The 17,839-nt window shown below is 70.7% G+C and carries 16 protein-coding genes; 13 read left to right on the top strand and 3 right to left on the bottom strand.

Going from position 1 to position 17,839, the window contains the following annotated elements; all coding sequences use genetic code 11:
- Positions 1-72 precede the first annotated feature (72 nt).
- From ACFFQA_RS33695 to ACFFQA_RS33685, 3 genes are read left to right on the top strand one after another with little or no spacing between them, the layout of a single operon-like run.
- Positions 73-1,053: a Bug family tripartite tricarboxylate transporter substrate binding protein gene (locus ACFFQA_RS33695; protein WP_377861090.1), complete on the top strand. Its 981-nt coding sequence runs from the start codon at positions 73-75 to the stop codon at positions 1,051-1,053.
- A complete protein-coding gene (locus ACFFQA_RS33690; protein WP_377861088.1) occupies positions 1,054-1,542 on the top strand; it encodes a tripartite tricarboxylate transporter TctB family protein in 489 nt (162 codons plus the stop codon). It begins immediately after the preceding gene.
- Positions 1,539-3,035, top strand: coding sequence for a tripartite tricarboxylate transporter permease (locus tag ACFFQA_RS33685; protein ID WP_377861086.1), 1,497 nt, complete (start codon positions 1,539-1,541; stop codon positions 3,033-3,035). The genes ACFFQA_RS33690 and ACFFQA_RS33685 overlap by 4 nt, the downstream gene beginning before the upstream one ends.
- A gap of 85 nt (positions 3,036-3,120) precedes the next feature.
- On the opposite strand, the gene ACFFQA_RS33680 is transcribed toward ACFFQA_RS33685, so the two are convergent.
- A complete protein-coding gene (locus tag ACFFQA_RS33680) occupies positions 3,121-4,104 on the bottom strand; it encodes an ABC transporter substrate-binding protein (protein ID WP_377861085.1) in 984 nt (327 codons plus the stop codon).
- Between the two features lie 455 nt (positions 4,105-4,559).
- Here ACFFQA_RS33680 and ACFFQA_RS33675 point away from each other — a divergent pair, with 455 nt between their 5' ends.
- The 6 genes from ACFFQA_RS33675 (at position 4,560) to ACFFQA_RS33650 (ending at position 11,172) form a co-directional block, all read left to right on the top strand.
- Positions 4,560-7,754 carry a sensor histidine kinase gene (locus ACFFQA_RS33675; RefSeq protein WP_377861083.1) on the top strand — a complete coding sequence of 1,065 codons (3,195 nt, stop codon included), beginning with the start codon at positions 4,560-4,562 and terminating at the stop codon, positions 7,752-7,754.
- Positions 7,751-8,173, top strand: a complete 423-nt coding sequence (locus ACFFQA_RS33670) for a roadblock/LC7 domain-containing protein (RefSeq protein ID WP_377861082.1) — start codon at positions 7,751-7,753, stop codon at positions 8,171-8,173. The genes ACFFQA_RS33675 and ACFFQA_RS33670 overlap by 4 nt, the downstream gene beginning before the upstream one ends.
- Positions 8,174-8,201: 28 nt before the next feature.
- Positions 8,202-8,819: a DUF742 domain-containing protein gene (locus ACFFQA_RS33665; RefSeq protein ID WP_377861080.1), complete on the top strand. Its 618-nt coding sequence runs from the start codon at positions 8,202-8,204 to the stop codon at positions 8,817-8,819.
- Complete coding sequence (locus ACFFQA_RS33660; RefSeq protein WP_377861078.1) at positions 8,800-9,399, top strand: GTP-binding protein; 600 nt, start codon at positions 8,800-8,802, stop codon at positions 9,397-9,399. Before ACFFQA_RS33665 ends, ACFFQA_RS33660 begins: the two co-directional genes overlap by 20 nt.
- A gap of 220 nt (positions 9,400-9,619) precedes the next feature.
- Entirely contained in the window at positions 9,620-10,027 is a 408-nt protein-coding gene (locus ACFFQA_RS33655; protein ID WP_377861076.1) for a YciI family protein, read from the top strand.
- An 8-nt stretch (positions 10,028-10,035) separates the two neighbouring features.
- Positions 10,036-11,172: an RNA polymerase sigma factor gene (locus ACFFQA_RS33650; RefSeq protein WP_377861126.1), complete on the top strand. Its 1,137-nt coding sequence runs from the start codon at positions 10,036-10,038 to the stop codon at positions 11,170-11,172.
- 84 nt (positions 11,173-11,256) lie between these two features.
- Here the strand turns inward: ACFFQA_RS33650 and ACFFQA_RS33645 are convergent, their stop codons facing one another.
- Both ACFFQA_RS33645 and ACFFQA_RS33640 read right to left on the bottom strand, forming a co-directional pair.
- Positions 11,257-12,003 (bottom strand): hypothetical protein, encoded by a 747-nt coding sequence (locus tag ACFFQA_RS33645; RefSeq protein ID WP_377861074.1) that lies wholly within the window; start codon positions 12,001-12,003, stop codon positions 11,257-11,259.
- A 333-nt stretch (positions 12,004-12,336) separates the two neighbouring features.
- A complete protein-coding gene (locus tag ACFFQA_RS33640; RefSeq protein ID WP_377861072.1) occupies positions 12,337-14,598 on the bottom strand; it encodes a helicase-associated domain-containing protein in 2,262 nt (753 codons plus the stop codon).
- Between the two features lie 104 nt (positions 14,599-14,702).
- Between ACFFQA_RS33640 and ACFFQA_RS33635 the strand changes: the two genes are divergently transcribed.
- The 4 genes from ACFFQA_RS33635 (at position 14,703) to ACFFQA_RS33620 (ending at position 17,807) form a co-directional block, all read left to right on the top strand.
- Positions 14,703-14,888 carry a hypothetical protein gene (locus tag ACFFQA_RS33635; protein ID WP_377861070.1) on the top strand — a complete coding sequence of 62 codons (186 nt, stop codon included), beginning with the start codon at positions 14,703-14,705 and terminating at the stop codon, positions 14,886-14,888.
- Positions 14,889-15,009: 121 nt separating this feature from the next.
- A complete protein-coding gene (locus ACFFQA_RS33630) occupies positions 15,010-16,404 on the top strand; it encodes an NAD-dependent malic enzyme (RefSeq protein ID WP_377861068.1) in 1,395 nt (464 codons plus the stop codon).
- 6 nt (positions 16,405-16,410) lie between these two features.
- Complete coding sequence (gene moaC / locus ACFFQA_RS33625; protein WP_377861067.1) at positions 16,411-16,893, top strand: cyclic pyranopterin monophosphate synthase MoaC; 483 nt, start codon at positions 16,411-16,413, stop codon at positions 16,891-16,893.
- Positions 16,890-17,807: a molybdenum cofactor biosynthesis protein MoaE gene (locus tag ACFFQA_RS33620; RefSeq protein ID WP_377861065.1), complete on the top strand. Its 918-nt coding sequence runs from the start codon at positions 16,890-16,892 to the stop codon at positions 17,805-17,807. Before moaC ends, ACFFQA_RS33620 begins: the two co-directional genes overlap by 4 nt.
- Positions 17,808-17,839 lie beyond the last annotated feature (32 nt).

Below are 17,839 nucleotides of genomic sequence, written 5' to 3'. Positions count from 1 at the left end.
GTCGAGTTTTTCCGATTTGTTGTGGAAAGTTCGCGCGTCGTTGACCTCAAGTCCCACTTAAGGAAGTCGCCAGTGACCCGCCGCCGCCAGTTCCTTGTCGTCTCCCTTCTCGCAGCGAGCAGCCTCCTCGCGGGGTGCACCGGTTCCCAGGGCGGGGGTGACTCCACCATTGACGGGCTGCGCATCATGGTCCCCGCGAAACCCGGTGGCGGTTGGCACCAGACCGCACAGGCGCTCCAGGACGTACTACAGCGAGAAAAACTCGCGACCGGTGTGCAGGTTTTCAATCTCGAAGGACCGGGCGGAGTCGCCGGGCTGAACAAGCTCGTCGGTGAAAGAGACGACGACCTGCTCATGCAGATGGGCAAGGTCATGGTCGCCGGCATCATCAACAACAAGTCCGAGAAGACACTGAAGGACACCACGCCGATCGCTAGGCTGACCGGTGAGAGCCTCGCGCTGGTCGTCCCCGCCGAGACCCCGTACCGCAACCTCGAACAGTTCCTCACCGCGTGGCGCGCCGACCCCAGGGGCACGGTGATCACCGGTGGCTACGTCGCCGACGTCGACCACATCCTGGCAGGGCTGATCGCCGACCGCGTCGGCATCGACCCCGCGCAGTTGACGTACCTGCCCAACGCGGGCGGCGGCGAGTCGGTCGCCCGGCTGCTCTCCGGCGAGGCCAAGGCGGGCATCTCCGGCATCACCGAGTACTCCGAGCACATCAAGGCTGGCAAGCTGCGCGCGATCGCGGTGTCCGGGTCCCAGCGCTCGAAGCTGATGCCGGAGGTCAAGACGCTGACCGAGCAGGGCATCGGGCTCAGCTACCTCAACTGGCGCGGTGTCGTCGCCCGGCCGGGGCTCAGCGAGGACGCCAAGAAGCGGCTGGTCGACGCGGTCACCAAGATGCACTCCTCCGCGGCGTGGAAGCAGACCCTCAAGGCCAAGGACTGGGACGACGCCTTCCTCACCGGTCCCGAGTTCGACAGCTACATCGAGAGCGAGGACGCTGCAGCGCGCAAGGTGCTCCGAGAGATCGGCTTGGTGAAGTAAGTGCCATCGCTGCGCTTCAGGGGCGAGCTCGTGCTCGTCGGGCTGCTCGCGGCCCTCGGCGTCTACGTGCTCGTCCAGACCCCGGCCATCGTGGTGCCACCCAGCGCCGCGACGGCAGGGCCGCGGTTGTTCCCCTACCTCGTCGGCGGTCTGCTGATAGTGGTCGCCGCGCTGCTCGCGGTGCAGGTGCTGCGCGGGCGGACTGCGCCGCCGGAGGACGGTGAGGACGTCGATCCGGACCGCGGGACCGACTGGCGGGCGATGTTCGTGGTGATCGCCCTGTTCGCGGTGCACGCGCTGCTGATCGAGCCGATCGGCTGGCCGCTCGCGGCGACCGCGCTGTTCGCGGGCACCGCGGCCGTGCTCGGCGCCCGCCGCTGGGTCGTCGTGCTGGTCAGCTCGTTCGCGCTGGCCATCGGTCTGTGGTCGGTCTTCGTGTTCGGTCTCGGGGCGTACCTGCCCGGCGGCCCCTTCCAGATGTGGACATGACGGTGAGCTCATTCGACTACCTGATGCAGGGCTTCGCCACGGCGTTGACTCCGGAGAGCCTGCTGTTCGCCCTGCTCGGCGTGCTGCTGGGCACCCTCGTCGGCGTGCTGCCGGGGATCGGGCCGGCGATGACGGTCGCGCTGCTGCTGCCGATCACCTTCTCGGTGCCCGCGACCTCGGCGTTCATCCTGTTCGCCGGGGTCTTCTACGGCGGGATGTACGGCGGGTCGACCACGTCGATCCTGCTCAACACCCCCGGCGAGTCGGCGTCGATCATCACCGCGCTCGAAGGCAACAAGATGGCCAAGCTCGGGCGCGGCGCCCAGGCGCTGGCCACGGCGGCCATCGGCTCGTTCGTCGCGGGCACCATCGGCACCGTGCTGCTGGCGGTGCTCGCTCCGGTGATGGCGGACTGGGCGGTGTCGCTGACCTCGGCCGACTACTTCGCCCTGGTGGTGCTGGCGTTCTGCACCGTCTCGGCGATGCTCGGCGCCTCACCGCTGCGCGGGGTGGCCTCGCTGACCGTGGGGCTGGCGCTCGGGCTGATCGGGCTGGACCCGATCTCCGGCCAGCCCCGCTTCACCTTCGGCCTGTTCGACCTGGCCAACGGAGTGGACGTGGTGATCGCCGCGGTCGGCATGTTCGCGGTCGGGGAGACGCTGTACGTGGCCTCCCGGCTGCGGCACTCCCCGCCGAAGCTGGTCCCGGTGAACCGGACGTGGTGGTTGCCGAAGGAGGACCTGAAGCGCTCGTGGAAGCCGTGGCTGCGCGGCACCTTCATCGGCTTCCCGCTCGGCGTCATGCCCGCGGGCGGCCCGGTCGTCACCACCTTCCTCTCCTACGCGGTGGAGAAGAAGCTGGCCAAGCGGCCGGAGGAGTTCGGCAACGGTGCGATCGAGGGCGTCGCCGGCCCGGAGGCGGCGAACAACGCCGCGGTCGCAGGGGTGCTGGTCCCGCTGCTCACGCTGGGCCTGCCGACCTCCGCGACAGCGGCGATCATGCTCTCCGCCTTCGGCAGCTACGGCATCCAGCCGGGGCCGTTGCTGTTCGACACCCAGCCAGCACTGGTGTGGACGCTGATCGCCTCGCTGTGCATCGGCAACGTGATGCTGCTGGTGCTGAACCTGCCGTTGGCCGGGATCTGGGTGAAGATCCTCCAGGTCCCGCGTCCTTATCTCTATGCGGGAATCCTGGTATGCGCCTCGCTGGGCGCCTACGCGTCCAGCCAGTCCTGGCAGGGCCTGCTCATCCTGCTGGGGATCGGCGTGCTCAGCTACGCCATGCGCCGCTACGGCTGGCCGGTGGTTCCCGCGGTGGTCGGGCTGATCCTGGGGCCGATCGCCGAGGACAACCTGCTCAAGACGCTGCTGGTGAGCCAGGGCGATCCGGGCGCGCTGTTCGCCACCCCGTTCGCGCAGCTGATGTTCGCGCTGGCACTGCTGGCGGTCGTGGTTCCGGTGATCCTCAAGGTGCGGGCGCGGCAACGGGCCTGAACGACGTGAGGGGCGCCCCATGCCCCTGGGGCGCCCCTCTCAGGGGACAACCAGAACTACGGAAGACACCTATCTATATGGACGACTAGGACACCGTCGCCGGAGGCAGCAGCTGCTGCACGTCGAGACGGCTGGTCAGCAGCTGCGAGGTCTCCATCATGTCGGCGACCCGCTGCAGCCGGACGGGGTTGATCGAGACCGGGTAGCTGCCGACCGAGACCAGTCCCGCGGTCTGCGCGTCGACCTCCGCGTACTCGGTCAGCACCTCCTGCACGGCGAGCCGGTTGGTGCCGAGCTCCTGCGCCTTGGCGAGCACGTTGCGGAATGCAGCGAGGGTCTTGGGGTTCGCGTCGGCGAACTTCTTGCTCGCGGCGTACCCGGACATCGGGAAGTCCAGGGTGTAGCCGCGCGCGGTATCGGTCAGCACGCGCGCACCGTTGGAGCGCTGGGCTTTCGTGATCCAGGGCTCGACCATCCAGGCCGCGTCGACGCTCTTGGACTCCAGTGCCTTGACCATGTCCGAGAACGGCATCGACGTCCACTTGATGTTGCCCTTGGCGACGTTTGCGGTCTGCAAAACGCTCTCGGTCGTCAGCGTGCCGAGATCGTCCTTGTGGTTCACCGCGATCTTCGGCTTCTGGATCTCGCCCGGGGTGTCGTAGTCGGAGTCGGGCAGCGTCACCAGGGCCATGGTGTTCTCCGCCGCCTGGTAGGCCTCGCCCTGGAGCTGCAGCTCCTTGCCGGAGTGCACCGCGCGGAACAGCGTCACGTGGCTGGCGAAGGCGACGTCCAGCGTCCCGCTGTCCAGCTGCTGCACCGCGGAGCTGTCGTCGTCGACGACGATCAACTCGACCTGCAGCCCCGCCGCGGAGAACAGCTTCTCGTTGCGGGCCAGGTAGAGCGGCGCGACGTCGACGCTGGGCAGCACACCGATGCGCAGCGTGCTCCGTTCGGGCTTCGGCGCGGCGGCCTCGTCGGAGCCGGAGATCAGGCCGCAGCCACCGACCGCGGTCAGGGTGACCGCGCTGGCCAGCAGCGCGGTCGCGCGCCTGAAGGCTCGGATGGTCATGCCGACTCCTCGTTCGTTGATCAACTCACGGTGACATGCCCGGAAAGGCGTGGCGATGCTATCCACCCACATGAGGGAATAGAGTCACAACTTCAGACACTGTCCGCTGTCTCATCTTCCCGTTCGCTGGTCCGTACCACTACGCTCTCCGGGCTAGCGACCCGTGGCCCCACGCAGGGGAAGTCCGCTGTTCAGCGCTGGTGAGGCTGGCGCTGGTAGCTGGGACTGTGCTGCAATGCGGCCCGCATTCGCGAGTCCGACCTCGGTCCGGGGAGGGATCGAGTCACTGCTGCCGGAAGAGGAAGCCCAGGGTGGCGCGTCGAGAGAGAGGTCCCAGCCGGACCGGAGAAGGGGAAGCCCTTCCTGCCGAAAACCCCGAAAAGGGTGACGGGACGGCTGCGAAGCGTGACGGAGATGAGGCGGGCACCACCGTCGCCGCGTCCCCCGGAGCGCCGGTGACCGACACCGAGCAGGACCTGCCCGCCTCGCGGTGGCGGCTGCGGAACTGGCGGCTGCGGACCAAGCTGCTCGCCGTCCTGCTGATCCCCACCGTCGCGGCCCTCGCGCTCGGCGGACTGCGGGTGACCTCCGACCTCGCCGCGGCCAGCAAGCTGGAGCGCCTGGCCAACCAGGTCCGGCTCAGCAGCACCGTCTCCACGCTGGTGCACAACCTGCAACGCGAGCGCGACCTGACCGTCCGGTACGTCTCCAGCGGCCGCAACGGCGACCAGGTCGTCATGGAGCGCCAGCGCAAACGCGTGCTCGACTCGGTCGACGAGTTCCGCAAGCAGGTCAAGGAGCTGAGCCCGCGGCTGGCCCCCGGCCACGCCGCGATCTACGACACCGCCGCGCAGCAGCTGGACCGGCTCACCAAGATCCGCCAGGCGGTCCAGGAGCCCTCGCGCTACCCCGAGGACGCGGTGCTGCGCTCCTACAGCGAGTCCATCGACGAGCTGCTCTCGCTCACCGAGCTCGGTCTCGCCCAGACCGACAACCCGGCGCTGATGAACCTCCAGGCCAGCGTGCTGTCGGTGGCCAGGGCCAAGGAGCAGACCTCGCGCAAGCGGGCGATCCTGCTCGACGCGCTGCAGCAGAAGAAGTTCGCGCCCGGCCAGCTCCGCCAGCTGCTCGCCGTCGACGCCGAGCTGCAGGCCGCGCGCAACGACTTCCGCAAGTCGGCCACCTCGGAGCAGCGCAGGCTCTTCGACGACATGGTGACCGGCTTCATCGTCGACGTCGCCAACAACATCGAGGAATCGGCGCTGCAGAACGCCGAGACCAACCAGCAGCTCACCGCGACCCCCGAGCAGTGGGACGTCGCGTCGACGCTGACCGTGAACCTGATCTACGACGTCGAGTCCAAGCTGCTCGAACAGCTCCGCAACGACAGCTCCACGCTGGCCAGCACGGCCAGCACCAACGCGATCCGCGACTCCGCGCTGGTGCTCGGCGCACTGGCCCTCGCGGTGATCCTGGCGCTGTTCGTGGCCCGCTCGCTGCTGCGCCCGCTGCGCGTGCTCCGCAAGACCGCGCTCGCCGTTGCCGACCACCAGCTGCCCGACGCGGTGGAGAAGATCCTCGCCGCGCCGAACCCGACGGAGGCGTCCAAGATCGCCGTCGCGCCGGTGCCGGTGCACACCACCGAGGAGATCGGCCAGGTGGCGCGGTCCTTCGACGCGGTGCACGGCGAGGCCGTCCGGCTGGCCGCGGAGCAGGCGATCCTGCGCGACAACGTCAACGCGATGTTCGTCAACCTCTCCCGCCGCAGCCAGGCGCTGGTCGAACGCCAGCTGAACCTGATCGACCGGCTGGAGCAGGACGAGCAGGACCCCGACCAGCTGTCCAACCTCTTCGAGCTGGACCACCTCGCCACCCGGATGCGGCGCAACAGCGAGAACCTGCTGGTGCTCTCCGGCAACGACCTCACCCGCAGGCTCACCCGCCCGGTCCCGGTCTCCGACGTCGTCGGCGCCGCGGTCTCCGAGGTCGAGCAGTACGCCAGGGTCCAGGTCGGCGCGGCGCCCGACCTGGCGATCCAGGGGCGCGCGGTCAACGACCTGGTGCACCTGGTCGCCGAGCTGCTGGACAACGCGACCGCGTTCTCCGACCCGCAGACCAAGGTCGTGGTGCGCACGGCGCGCACGCGCAAGGGCGAGCTCGCGGTGGAGATCTCCGACCGCGGGGTCGGCATGCCCGACGCCGAGATCCGCGAGGCCAACCAGCGCCTCGCCGAGCCGCCGGACGTCGACGTCGCGGTCTCCCGCCGGATGGGCCTGTTCGTGGTCGGCAGGCTGGCCAAGCGGCACCAGGTCCAGGTCAAGCTGCGGTCCAACGAGGACATCGAGGGCGGCACCACCGCGCTGGTGGTCATCCCCGCCGACATCGTGCAGCCGGTGCCGCCGCGCACCACCACCCTCGGCGGACCGGTCACCGGTGGCTTTCCCGCCGTCGGAGCCCAGCCCAGCACCAGCATGCCCAGCCAGCCGAGCTCCCCGAGCCAGCCGAGCACGCCCAGCCAGCCGAGCACGCCCAGCCAGCCCGCGCCGGAGTTCCAGACCAACTCCCTGTTCGTGCACACCCCGGCGGAGACGAGCCAGGCGTCGAGCTACCCCGGCGTCTCCGGCACACCGCCGCTGACCGTCGGCGACGTGACCAGGGCCCTCGCCCAGGGCGATCGGGCAGAGCCTGCCGCCTCCGCGGAGCCGGCGAGCTCGGCCGAGCCCGCGCAGCCGATGGACCTGGACATCCAGGTCGTCGCGGCCGACGGGGAGCTGGACCCGGCCAAGCCGCCGACGCTGCCGGTCGACGAGCAGCCCGCTCCGGTGTCCTACGAGGACGAGCGGCCGGACCCGAACGGCGAGTTCGACGGCTCGTGCGGGGCCCTGCCGATCGACGCCCCGGCCAACCAGCAGCAGCCCGCGCCCGAGTTCAACGGGACCGGGCCGAAGGGGGGCCAGCGGGAAATGGACGCGCCGACCGAGCGGCTGCCCATCTACGAGGAGATCCTCTCCCAGTGGTTCCAGGCGGCGGACCCCAAGCCCGCCGCGCACCCCAGGGAGATGCCGCTCGGCGAGCCCGCGCTCAGCGCCACCGTCGACGAGCCCCTGGCCACTCCGGCCCCGCCCGCCGAGCAGCCCGCAGCCGAGCAGCCCGCAGTCCAGCAGCCCGCAGCCCAACAGCCGGCGCGCCAGCAGCTCGACGCACCGCTGCCCAAGCGGCAGCGGTCGGTCCAGGGCCAGGACGAGCAGCCGACGGAGATCCGCGCGACCGCCGCCCCGGAGCCGACACCGGTACCCACCCCGCAGCGGGACGCGAGGTCGGTGTGGCAGTCTCCCGGTGACGAGGGTTGGGAGGCGGCGAACGCGCTGCTGAACAACCCCGTCAGCCAGGGCGTCACCTCGGCCGGTCTGCCCAAGAGGGTTCCGAAGGCCCAGCTCGTCCCGGGTTCGGCGGCACCCCGTCCGCAGGCTCCGGCGACCAAGGCCCCACAGAGCTCTCGCACCCCGGACAACGTCCGTGGCAGGATGTCGAGTTTCCAGCAGGGTCTGCGTCGCGGGCGGCATGCCAGGATTGACACGCTGGCCGCCGATCGCGGCCAGTCCGAGCAGTCCGGCCCCGGTCACGGCCGTCAGGACGAGGAGCAGGAGTGAACGAGTCGGTCCAGCAGCCTGGCACCTTCGGTTGGTTGATCACTGACTTCGTGCGCAGGGTTCCCGGTGTCGCCCACGCCGTGGTGGTGTCGGCGGACGGCCTGCTGCTCGCCGGGTCCCAGGGCCTGCCGCGCGATCGCGGAGAACAGCTTGCCGCGGTGTCTTCCGGTCTGGTCAGCCTTACCCAGGGAGCGGCACGGTGTTTCGAAGCAGGCAACGTCGCCCAGACCGTCGTGGAGATGGAGCGGGGTTACCTGTTCCTGATGTCGATCAGCAACGGCGCCTGCCTGTCCGTCCTGGCGGCGCCGAACTGCGACATCGGCCTGGTCGCCTACGAGATGACCCTGCTCGTGGACCGCGTCGGTCAGCAGCTCACGCCGGAGCTGCGTGCGCAGCTGCAGGGCGTCGTGCGCAGATAAGTGAAGAGCCAGGTGGGGTGAGGTCGCGATGACGACGGGACCCGGATTCTCCAGCGACCGCTTCGACTACCGGGAGTGGGCGCTGGGTGGATTCCGCTACGACGAACCTGAGGACGAGCGCGACAACCCCGGCGACGGGCCGCAGGAGAACCCCCTGCTGTCGCCGCGCGACGGTCTCGGCGGCACCGGCCTGTTCGGCGGGCCGGGCGCCGACCTCTTCGGCGGGGGCATGGTCGACGAGTCCCCGATCTCCTCGGTCCCCGCACAGCACGTCCCGGTCGTGCACGAGCCCGACCCGTTCACCGAGTCCGGTTCGCTGGTCCGGCCCTACACCCGCACCGGCGGGCGCACCCGGCCCGACTACGATCTCGCCATCGAGGCGCTGATCTCCACCAGCGACCGCGGCAGGGAGCGGGACGCGGCCGTGCTGCCGGAGCACCGTTCGATCTGCGGTCTCTGCCTGGAGACCCGATCGGTCGCAGAAGTCGCCGCACACTTGCGTTTGCCACTCGGAGTGGTACGCGTATTGATCGGTGACATGGCTGGCCTCGGCCTTGTCATGATCCACCAGAGCGGCTTGGTCATGGGGGACCGGCCGTCCCTTGCGTTCCTCGAAAGGGTGCTCAGTGGCCTCCGCAGGCTCTAACCCCCACACACCGGATACCCGACAGGCCACGACCTCGGCGAAGATCGTCGTGGCCGGTGGCTTCGGTGTGGGGAAGACGACTTTTGTCGGTTCGGTCTCGGAGATCGTTCCGCTGACGACCGAAGCCGTGATGACCGAGGCCAGCGTCGGCGTGGACGACCTGTCCGCGACGCCGGGCAAGGTCACCACCACGGTGGCGATGGACTTCGGCCGCGTGTCGCTGGACCAGGACCTGATCCTGTACCTGTTCGGCACCCCCGGTCAGCACCGGTTCTGGTTCATGTGGGACGACCTGGTGCGCGGCGCCATCGGCGCGGTCGTGCTGGTCGACACCCGCAGACTGGCCGACGCCTTCGCCTCCATCGACTTCTTCGACGACCGGCAGCTGCCCTACATTGTGGCGCTCAACTGCTTCGACGGCATGCTGCACCACCGCGTCGAGGACGTTCGCGACGCGCTGACCATCGACGACTCCGTCCCGATCGTCACCTGTGACGCGCGGACGAAGGAGTCGACCAAGCAGGCGCTGATCACCCTGGTCGAGCACGCCATGCGCCAGTGGATGACGGTCGGCGCCTAGCCGGTTGGCCGCGAGCGGCGCGGGCCGGGTGGTTCCGTTTCGTACCCGTACCGGGATTCGGGAGCGTTCCCTCCCGTTATGAGCACGCAACGGCTCCCTGGGGCCCGCGGTCGCGAGAGCCAAAAAAAGTTCGGGCGGCGATGTCGAGAACGCGTGACTGGCTCCGTCCCTGCGGTGAAGGCGACCGAAACGGGTCGCACCAGAACCGAGGAGAACCACGATGGCCAAGTACCTGCTGCTCAAGCACTACCGCGGCGCTCCGGCTCCGGCCAACGACGTGCCGATGGACCAGTGGACGCCGGAGGAGATCTCGGCGCACGTGCAGTACATGCGCGACTTCGCGACCCGGCTGGAGGGGACCGGCGAGTTCGTCGACGGTCAGGCGCTCGCCCCCGAGGGGATGTTCGTCCGGTACGACGGTGAGGGGCGCCCGCCGGTCACCGACGGCCCGTTCGCCGAGACCAAGGACCTCATCGCCGGCTGGATGGTGATCGACGTCGACAGCCACGAGCGCGCTGTCGAGCTGGCCGGTGAGCTGTCAGCCGCCCCCGGGGCGGGCGGGGAGCCGATCCACGAGTGGCTCGAGGTGCGCCCGTTCCTGGCCGAGCCGCCGACCATCACGGAGTGACCGCTCAGCTGGACGAGGCCCTGCTCCGGAGCCTCACGCCGAGTGTGCTCGGAATCCTCGTCCGCCGCGGAGCCGACTTCGCGGCGGCCGAGGACGCCGTGCAGGACGCCCTGGTCGAGGCCGTCCGCGTCTGGCCGGCTGACCCGCCCCGCGATCCCATGGGCTGGCTGGTCACGGCGGCCTGGCGCAAGTTCCTCGACGCCACGAGGTCGGACACCTCCCGCCACCGCCGCGAGGACCTCATCGACGCCGAACCCGCGCCCGGCCCCGCACCCGCGGTGGACGACACCCTCCAGCTCTACTTCCTCTGCGCTCACCCCTCTCTGACCCCGTCGTCCGCCGTCGCCCTCACCCTGCGCGCTGTCGGCGGCCTCACCACCCGCCAGATCGCCCAGGCCTACCTGGTGCCCGAGGCGACCATGGCGCAGCGCATCAGCCGGGCCAAGCGCACCGTCTCCGGTGTGCGGTTCGACCAGCCAGGCGACGTCGCCACCGTGCTGCGCGTCCTCTACCTGGTCTTCAACGAGGGCTATTCCGGCGACGTCGACCTCGCAGCCGAGGCCATCCGGCTCACCCGGCAGCTCGCGGCCGCGATCGACCACCCCGAGGTGGCGGGGCTGCTCGCCCTCATGCTGCTCCACCACGCCCGGCGCGCCACCCGGACCGCGCCCGACGGCAGCCTGGTGCCGCTCGCCGAGCAGGACCGCGGGCGGTGGGACACCGAGTCGATCGCCGAGGGCGTCGAGATCCTGCAGGCGGCCCTCGCCCGCGACCGGCTGGGCGAGTTCCAGGCCCAGGCCGCCATCGCGGCACTCCACGCTGACGCGCCTACCGCCGAGGAGACTGACTGGGCGCAGATCGTCGAGTGGTACGACGAGCTCACGCGCCTGACCGACAGCCCGGTCGTCCGGCTCAACCGCGCGGTGGCCGTCGGCGAGGCCGACGGAGCGCGCGCCGGGCTGGCGGCGCTCGCGGCGCTGGACGCCTCACTGCCCCGCCACGTCGCGGTGGCGGCGTACCTCCACGAGCGCGACGGCGACCTGGCGACGGCGGCACGGCTGTACGCCGAGGCGGCCCACAAGGCACCCAACCTCGCCGAGCGCGATCACCTGACGCGCCAGGCCGCCCGGCTCAACGCCTGCTGAAGGTGACCCGTCCACGAAGGGCTGCACAAGCGGGAGCCCCGGTCATGTGACCGGGGCTCCCGCTTTGCGCTGTGAGCGGCTGGATCAGCCGATGCCCGCGCAGACGTTCAGACCCTTGATGACCGGCTTGACGGTCAGGGCGCCGAGGACACCGGCGTTGCCGACCTGGACGCCCGGCTTGGCGCTGGCGGACGCGCCGATGCTCGGGGCGCTCACGCAGGCACCGATCTTGTCGAGCTTGGCGCTCGCGGCCAGGTCGACCTTCGCGTCGACCTTGGCGGCCACCTTGACCTTCAGGTCGGCCGCGGAGACCCGCACGCCGGCCTTCACGTCCGCGTCGACGTCAGCCTTCACGCCCGTCTTGGGAGCGGCGGAGCGACCGGCGCCCACGCCGACACCGGCGTCCACACCCGCGTCGACGTCCGCACCGATACCGACCTTGATCGGCAGCCGCACGCCGACCTTGACCGGGAGCTTGACCTTGACGCCCGCGTCCACGCCGACACCCGCGCCGACGCCGACACCAGCGCCGACACCGACCCTGATCGGAGCCTTGACGCCGACACCGACCTTGATGGGCGCCTTGACCCCGACGCCGACCTTCACGTCGCCGCCGACCTTGACGCCGACACCGGCCTTGATGGGCGCCTTCACGCCCACGCCGACATTGACGTCGCCGTCGATGTCCGCGCCGATACCGACCTTGACCGGGAGCTTGACCCCGACGCCGACGTTCGCGCCGACCTTCGCGTCGACGTCAGCGTCCACCGTGGCGGCGCCGGCGTAACCCGCGGACATGAAGAAGACCGACATGGCTACCGCCGCGGTCACCGTTGCGAATCTCCGCGCCAACCTGCTGATGGGCATTCGGGGTTCCTCCTAGATGTGGCGGTCGTCGACCGCCAGGCACTGTCCGATTCCTGCACGCGCCACCCGTGTGGGGCGAGTGAGCGCAGCTACCCACGACGTTAGGGCGCAACGGTGCACTACAACGGGTACAGAGCGACCACAATGGAGGGACAGTGGGCAACTTTCCGGTTGTGCCAGCTCCGGCGTGGGATTACGTGTTATATGTCCACTGTGGACACTTCCGGAGAGTGCTTAACTAGATAAATTGATCACCGCATCGGGTCGCTCCGAAGTGGACAGTCGCTACGGAGGCGCCTACTGCTCCTCGACGACCGCCGCCGAGGTGATCCGGTGCAGGGGGAACCGGCGCACCACGCCGTGCCCGTGGTCGAAGCCCTCCAGCACGCCCCCGGCCACGCTGACCGGCTGCACGATCCGCTGGCTCGCCGTGCCGTGGGAGTCCACGACCCCGATCCACACGCTGCGGTTGGCCGCGGCCGCCTCCTGGAGCAGAGCCATGGTCGCGGCGGTGCCGATGGTCGAGGTGGAGACCGCCTCGCCGCGCGGGGCGTCGGCGGCCCGGTCACCCGCCCGGATCTGCCGCACCACCGACGTGAGCTGCTCGGCGCTCGGCCGCGTCGGCAGGAACGGCCGCCGGGTCCCCCGCGACCTGCCCGGGATGCGGTGCCCGCTGGGGCGCAGGTCCACCACGCCGCCGTCCGGCCCCTCCGCGGCCGGCGCGTAGCCGCAGCCGCGCAGGCCGTCGAGCACCTCGGCCAGCGCCAGCGGGCTGACCAGCACGGTCGGCGCGATCCGACGCAGCTCCAGCCGGGTGATGTCCGGGTTGGCGAGGACCTCGGCGATCAGCGCGGGATCGTCGCAGCGCAGGAACGACCCGGCCGCTCCTCCCCGCAGCTGTCCGTGCTTCCTGGCGATGTCGTCGATCAGGTAGCTCAGTGACTGCGGCACCGGCGTGCGTGACCGCACCTTGAACAGCTCGTGCAGCTCCGCGGCGGAGCGCCCGGCGTCGAGCGCGCGCCGCACGGTGCCCTCGGTGATCCGGTAGACCGTCGCGCCGCCCGCCGACTCCACGTCCGCGACCAGGGCGATGTCCGAGGCGAGCTCCGGTTCGAGCCTGCCGGGCGCGACCACGGTCAGGTCCGCCTGCACCAGCACGTGGTCGATCGGCTCGGGAAGCGCGTCCAGCATGCGCTTGGCCGCTTCGGCCGGACCTTCGTTGAGCAGAGCCGCACCCGCAGTGGACAGGCCGCCGAGCGCGACGACGCCCACAGCGGTCGCCTCGTCCACCGCCCAGCGCACGAGCTCGTCGCGCAGCCGTCCGCCACGCGCCGGGGCCCGCCAGGCCAGCACGGCGACGAGCTCGCCGACATCGCTGACGCACGCGCCCTGCGGCAGGTCCGCCAGCACGCCGAGCACCCGCTTGCGCTCTCTCTCCGCGACCGGCCTGCGCAAGTCGTCCGAGAGCGCGCTGAGCAGCTTGTCCTTCTCGTCCCTGCGCCCGGCGAGCGCGGGCAGCCTCGGCAGCTCCAGCCAAGCACTCGCGAGCGTGGCCCACTGCTGCTCCGCAGGGGCGGCCAGCCACGTGTCGGCGTGCGTCGTCGGAACCCATTCCGGCTCGGTGCCCTCGCTGTGACCGACGAGCGCGGCGGCGAGGGCGAGCTCGGCCAGCAGCGTCGCGCGGGGCTCGTCGACGTCGAGCTCCTTGGCCAGGCGGCGCAGGTCGCGCACGCCGAGCCCGCCGGAGCGCAACACACCCGGTGGTTCGATCGACCAGAGCTTCAGCAGGCCTTCCACATGCCGCAGCAGTTCGAGCGCGGCACCTGCGGCAGTGGAGTCCACAGTGGAGGAACCGCGCTCGGTGGTGGCCAGCGCGGGTTGCTCGACCTGGACCTGGCCCATCGGCCGGTCGCCCCGCAGCAGCAGCCCGAGCTGGCGCGGCAGCTCCACCGTCTCGGGGTCCCTGCGCAGCAGCAGGCCGCGCGCCATCAGGCTCTGCACCGGGTTCTCCGCGCGCTCCAGCGGCACCACGCGGGAGGCGTCCTTGGTGCGGCCGATCGGCGGGCCCGCCGCGAGGGTTTCCAGCAGCCTGCGCTCACCCGCGTCGAGCTCGTCGACGACCTTGGGCAGGTCGAGCTCGTCGAGCTGCGGGGCCGAGCGACCCAGGTTCCCCGGGAACTGGGAGGTGACCTCCACGGCGGAGGGCAGCACGCTGATCGCGGTGTCCGGCCCCCAGGCGACGGCGATCTCGCGCAGCGCGCGCACGGCCTGCTTGGTGCGCGCCGCGGGCACGCCCTTGCCCATCAACCGGTTGATCCTGGTGAGCGGTTGCGGGTCGGTGTCAGCGCCTGCGACGACCAACGCGTCCAGCACGGTGCGGGTGAAGGAGTCCAGGTCCTCGCACGCGCGGACCACGGAGGCGCGCATGCCTGCTCTGGTGGCCAGGACGGTGGTGTCTGGCGGGGGCGGGGTCGCCAGGTCCGGGCGCGCCCGCAACAGCTCGACGAGAGCCTGTTCCTCCTGCGCGCGCAGCCAGTCGACGAGAGAGTGACCGGACATCGGTACCACGTTATATGCCGACGATTTCGCTGCCTATGGGCGCGCGCCGGGCCGGGGCCGCATCAGGCACACTGAGCGGGTATTTCCCGAGTTGAGGAGGAGCCGTGGCCAAGGCCGCCCGTCGCCCCGAGCGCATCGACCCGACCTGGCCTGGGGAGACCGCCGACGGTCATCACCCGGTCAGCGAACTCGCCAGCCACCTGCAGGGCGCGCAGTCCCCCTTCGGCGAGATCACCTTCCCCGCCGAGGACGTGCACTACGAGCACCCGGTCACGGTCATCAACAAGTAGCGGCGACGCGCGCCCGTCACGGCGGGCGCGCCGCCACGGCTTTCCGAGCCGTGCGAGTGCCGGAATCCTCCGAGGTCTAGGCTGTGCGCACCGCTGAGCAGCACTGACCGGGGAGGGTGCAATGCCGGTACCGGGGCCGGGTTATTCGATCACCGTGCGTGTCGAGGCGCCGCCGTCGGCGAGCGCCGCCGGCGACCTCACGAGCTCCATCGGCAAGGTCGGTGGCGTGATCACGGCCTTCGACGTCGTCGAGTCGCACTCCGACCGCGTCGTCGTCGACATCACCTGCAACACGCTCTCCGGCGACCACGCCACCGTGATCACCGACGCGTTGTCGCTGCTGCCGGGCGTGACGGTCCGCAAGATCTCCGACCGCACCTTCCTGATGCACCTCGGCGGCAAGCTGGAGATCGCCTCCAAGGTCGCCCTCCGCAACCGCGACGACCTCTCCAGGGCCTACACGCCCGGCGTCGCCAGGGTCTGCCAGGCGATCGCGGCCAACCCCGAGGACGCGCGCAGGCTGACGATCAAGCGCAACACCGTCGCCGTGGTCACCGACGGCTCCGCGGTGCTCGGCCTCGGCAACCTCGGCCCGGCCGCCGCGCTGCCCGTGATGGAGGGCAAGGCGGTGCTGTTCAAGAAGTTCGCCGGTGTCGACGCCTGGCCGATCTGCCTGGACACCCAGGACACCGAGGAGATCATCCGCACGGTCGAGCTGATCGCCCCGGTCTACGGCGGTATCAACCTGGAGGACATCGCCGCCCCGCGCTGCTTCGAGATCGAGGCCAGGCTGCGGGAGAAGCTGGACATCCCGGTCTTCCACGACGACCAGCACGGCACCGCGATCGTGGTGCTCGCCGCTCTGCGCAACGCCCTGCGCGTTGTCGGCAAGAACATCGAGGACTGCCGCATCGCGGTCTGCGGCGTCGGCGCGGCGGGCTCGGCCATCATCCGCCTGCTGCTGAAGCAGAAGCCCGGTGACATCGTCGCGGTGGACATCGACGGCATCGTGCACACCGAGCGCGACGGCCTCGTCGACGAGAACCTGCGCTGGATCGCCGAGAACACCAACTCCACCAAGATGAGCGGCACCCTGCACGAGGCGCTGGTCGGCGCGGACGTCTTCATCGGCGTCTCGGCGCCCAACCTCTTCGGTGCCGACCAGGTCGCCACGATGGCCGAGAACCCGATCGTCTTCGCGCTGGCCAACCCGGACCCGGAGGTCGACCCGCTGGAGGCGCAGAAGCACGCGGCCGTCGTCGCCACCGGTCGCAGCGACTACCCGAACCAGATCAACAACGTGCTGGCCTTCCCGGGTGTCTTCCGCGGCCTGCTCGACGCGCACGCGCACACGATCACCGACGACATGCTGGTCGCGGCCGCCAACGCCATCGCGGACGTGGTCGACGGCGACCGTCTCAACGCCTCGTTCATCGTGCCGAGCGTCTTCGACGCGGCGGTCGCGCCCGCCGTCGCCGAGGCCGTCCGCGCGGCCGCTGTGCAGGCGAAGGGCTAGAACGGCGTGGCGGAGGAGCTGACCCACGTCGACGAGGCCGGAGCGGCCAGGATGGTCGATGTGTCCGACAAGCGGCCGGGCGCCCGGCTCGCCGTCGCCACCGGTGTGCTGCGCACCACCGAAGAGGTCGTATCGCTGCTGCGCAGGGACGGACTGCCGAAGGGCGACGCCCTGGCCACCGCCAGGATCGCGGGGATCATGGGTGCCAAGCGCACGCCTGACCTCGTCCCGCTGTGCCACCCGATCGCGCTCGCCGGTGTGGTCGTGGACCTGGCGGCGGAGGGCTCCGACGTCCGGATCACCGCGACCGTCCGCACCACGGACCGCACCGGTGTGGAGATGGAGGCTCTGACCGCGGTCACGGTCGCCGGGCTCACGCTGCACGACATGGTCAAGGCCGTGGACCCCGCCGCGACACTGGACGCCGTGCGCGTCGAGCGCAAGGAAGGCGGCAAGACCGGCCTGTGGACCCGTCCGGAGGACCGGTGAGCGCGCGCACGGCCCGCGTGGTCGTGGCCTCGAACCGCGCGGCAGCCGGCGTCTACACCGACCGCACCGGTCCGGTGATCGAGTCCTGGCTGAGCGCGAAGGGCTACGAGGTGCCCGCGCCCGTGGTCGTCCCTGATGGGGACCCGGTCGCCACGGAGCTGCGCGCCGCGATCGCGGACGGCGTGGACGTGGTGGTCACGACGGGCGGGACCGGCATCTCACCGACCGACGGCACGCCGGAAGCGACCCGCTCGGTGCTGGACTACGAGATTCCGGGCCTCGCCGACGCGATCCGCGCCCAAGGCCTGCCGAAGGTCCCGACCGCGGTGCTCTCGCGCGGAGTCGCCGGAGTCGCGGGCCGGACCCTCGTGGTGAACCTGCCCGGCTCGACCGGCGGAGTGCGGGACGGGCTCACCGTGCTCGACGGGGTGCTCGACCACGCGGTCGACCAGCTGAGCGGAGGTGACCACGTGACACGAGCCGACTCTCCGGCCCAGGTGCTGCGGGCAGTGGTGACCGAGTCCCCGCTCGACGTCGCCGAGCACGCCGACCTGGTGTCGAGCCGCACCGCGGGCGCCGTTGTCACGTTCTCCGGCGTGGTCCGCGACCACGACGGCGGCCGCGAGGTGCGCGAGCTGGAGTACTCCGGCCATCCGAGCGCGGAGAAGGTGATCGCCGAGGTCGCCGCCGACGTGGCCGCCCGGCACCCGAAGGTCTTCGCGCTCGCGGTCAGCCACCGCATCGGTGACCTCGGGATCGGTGACTCCGCCCTGGCGTGCGCGGTCTCCGCGTCGCACCGCCGCGAGGCCTTCGTCGCGTGCGCTGATCTTGTCGATGAGGTCAAGCTACGGCTCCCCATCTGGAAGCGCCAGCTCTTCGCGGACGGGACCGAAGAGTGGGTCAACTGCCCGTAGCTCGCCGGAGACGAGCGAAAGGCCCCGGCCAT

Origin of the sequence: Allokutzneria oryzae (genome assembly GCF_042429765.1) — a bacterium.
Taxonomy (GTDB): Bacteria; Actinomycetota; Actinomycetes; order Mycobacteriales; family Pseudonocardiaceae; genus Allokutzneria; species Allokutzneria oryzae.
This window is presented reverse-complemented; position numbering and strand designations above follow the sequence as displayed.

Bases quoted from the DNA above. Each gene is read 5' to 3' on its own strand.
- ACFFQA_RS33630 (WP_377861068.1), top strand. From the start codon at position 15,010: ATGCCGGTACCGGGGCCGGGTTATTCGATCACCGTGCGTGTCGAGGCG.
- ACFFQA_RS33640 (WP_377861072.1), bottom strand. From the start codon at position 14,598: ATGTCCGGTCACTCTCTCGTCGACTGGCTGCGCGCGCAGGAGGAACAG.
- ACFFQA_RS33685 (WP_377861086.1), top strand. From the start codon at position 1,539: ATGACGGTGAGCTCATTCGACTACCTGATGCAGGGCTTCGCCACGGCG.
- ACFFQA_RS33680 (WP_377861085.1), bottom strand. From the start codon at position 4,104: ATGACCATCCGAGCCTTCAGGCGCGCGACCGCGCTGCTGGCCAGCGCG.
- ACFFQA_RS33655 (WP_377861076.1), top strand. From the start codon at position 9,620: ATGGCCAAGTACCTGCTGCTCAAGCACTACCGCGGCGCTCCGGCTCCG.
- ACFFQA_RS33665 (WP_377861080.1), top strand. From the start codon at position 8,202: ATGACGACGGGACCCGGATTCTCCAGCGACCGCTTCGACTACCGGGAG.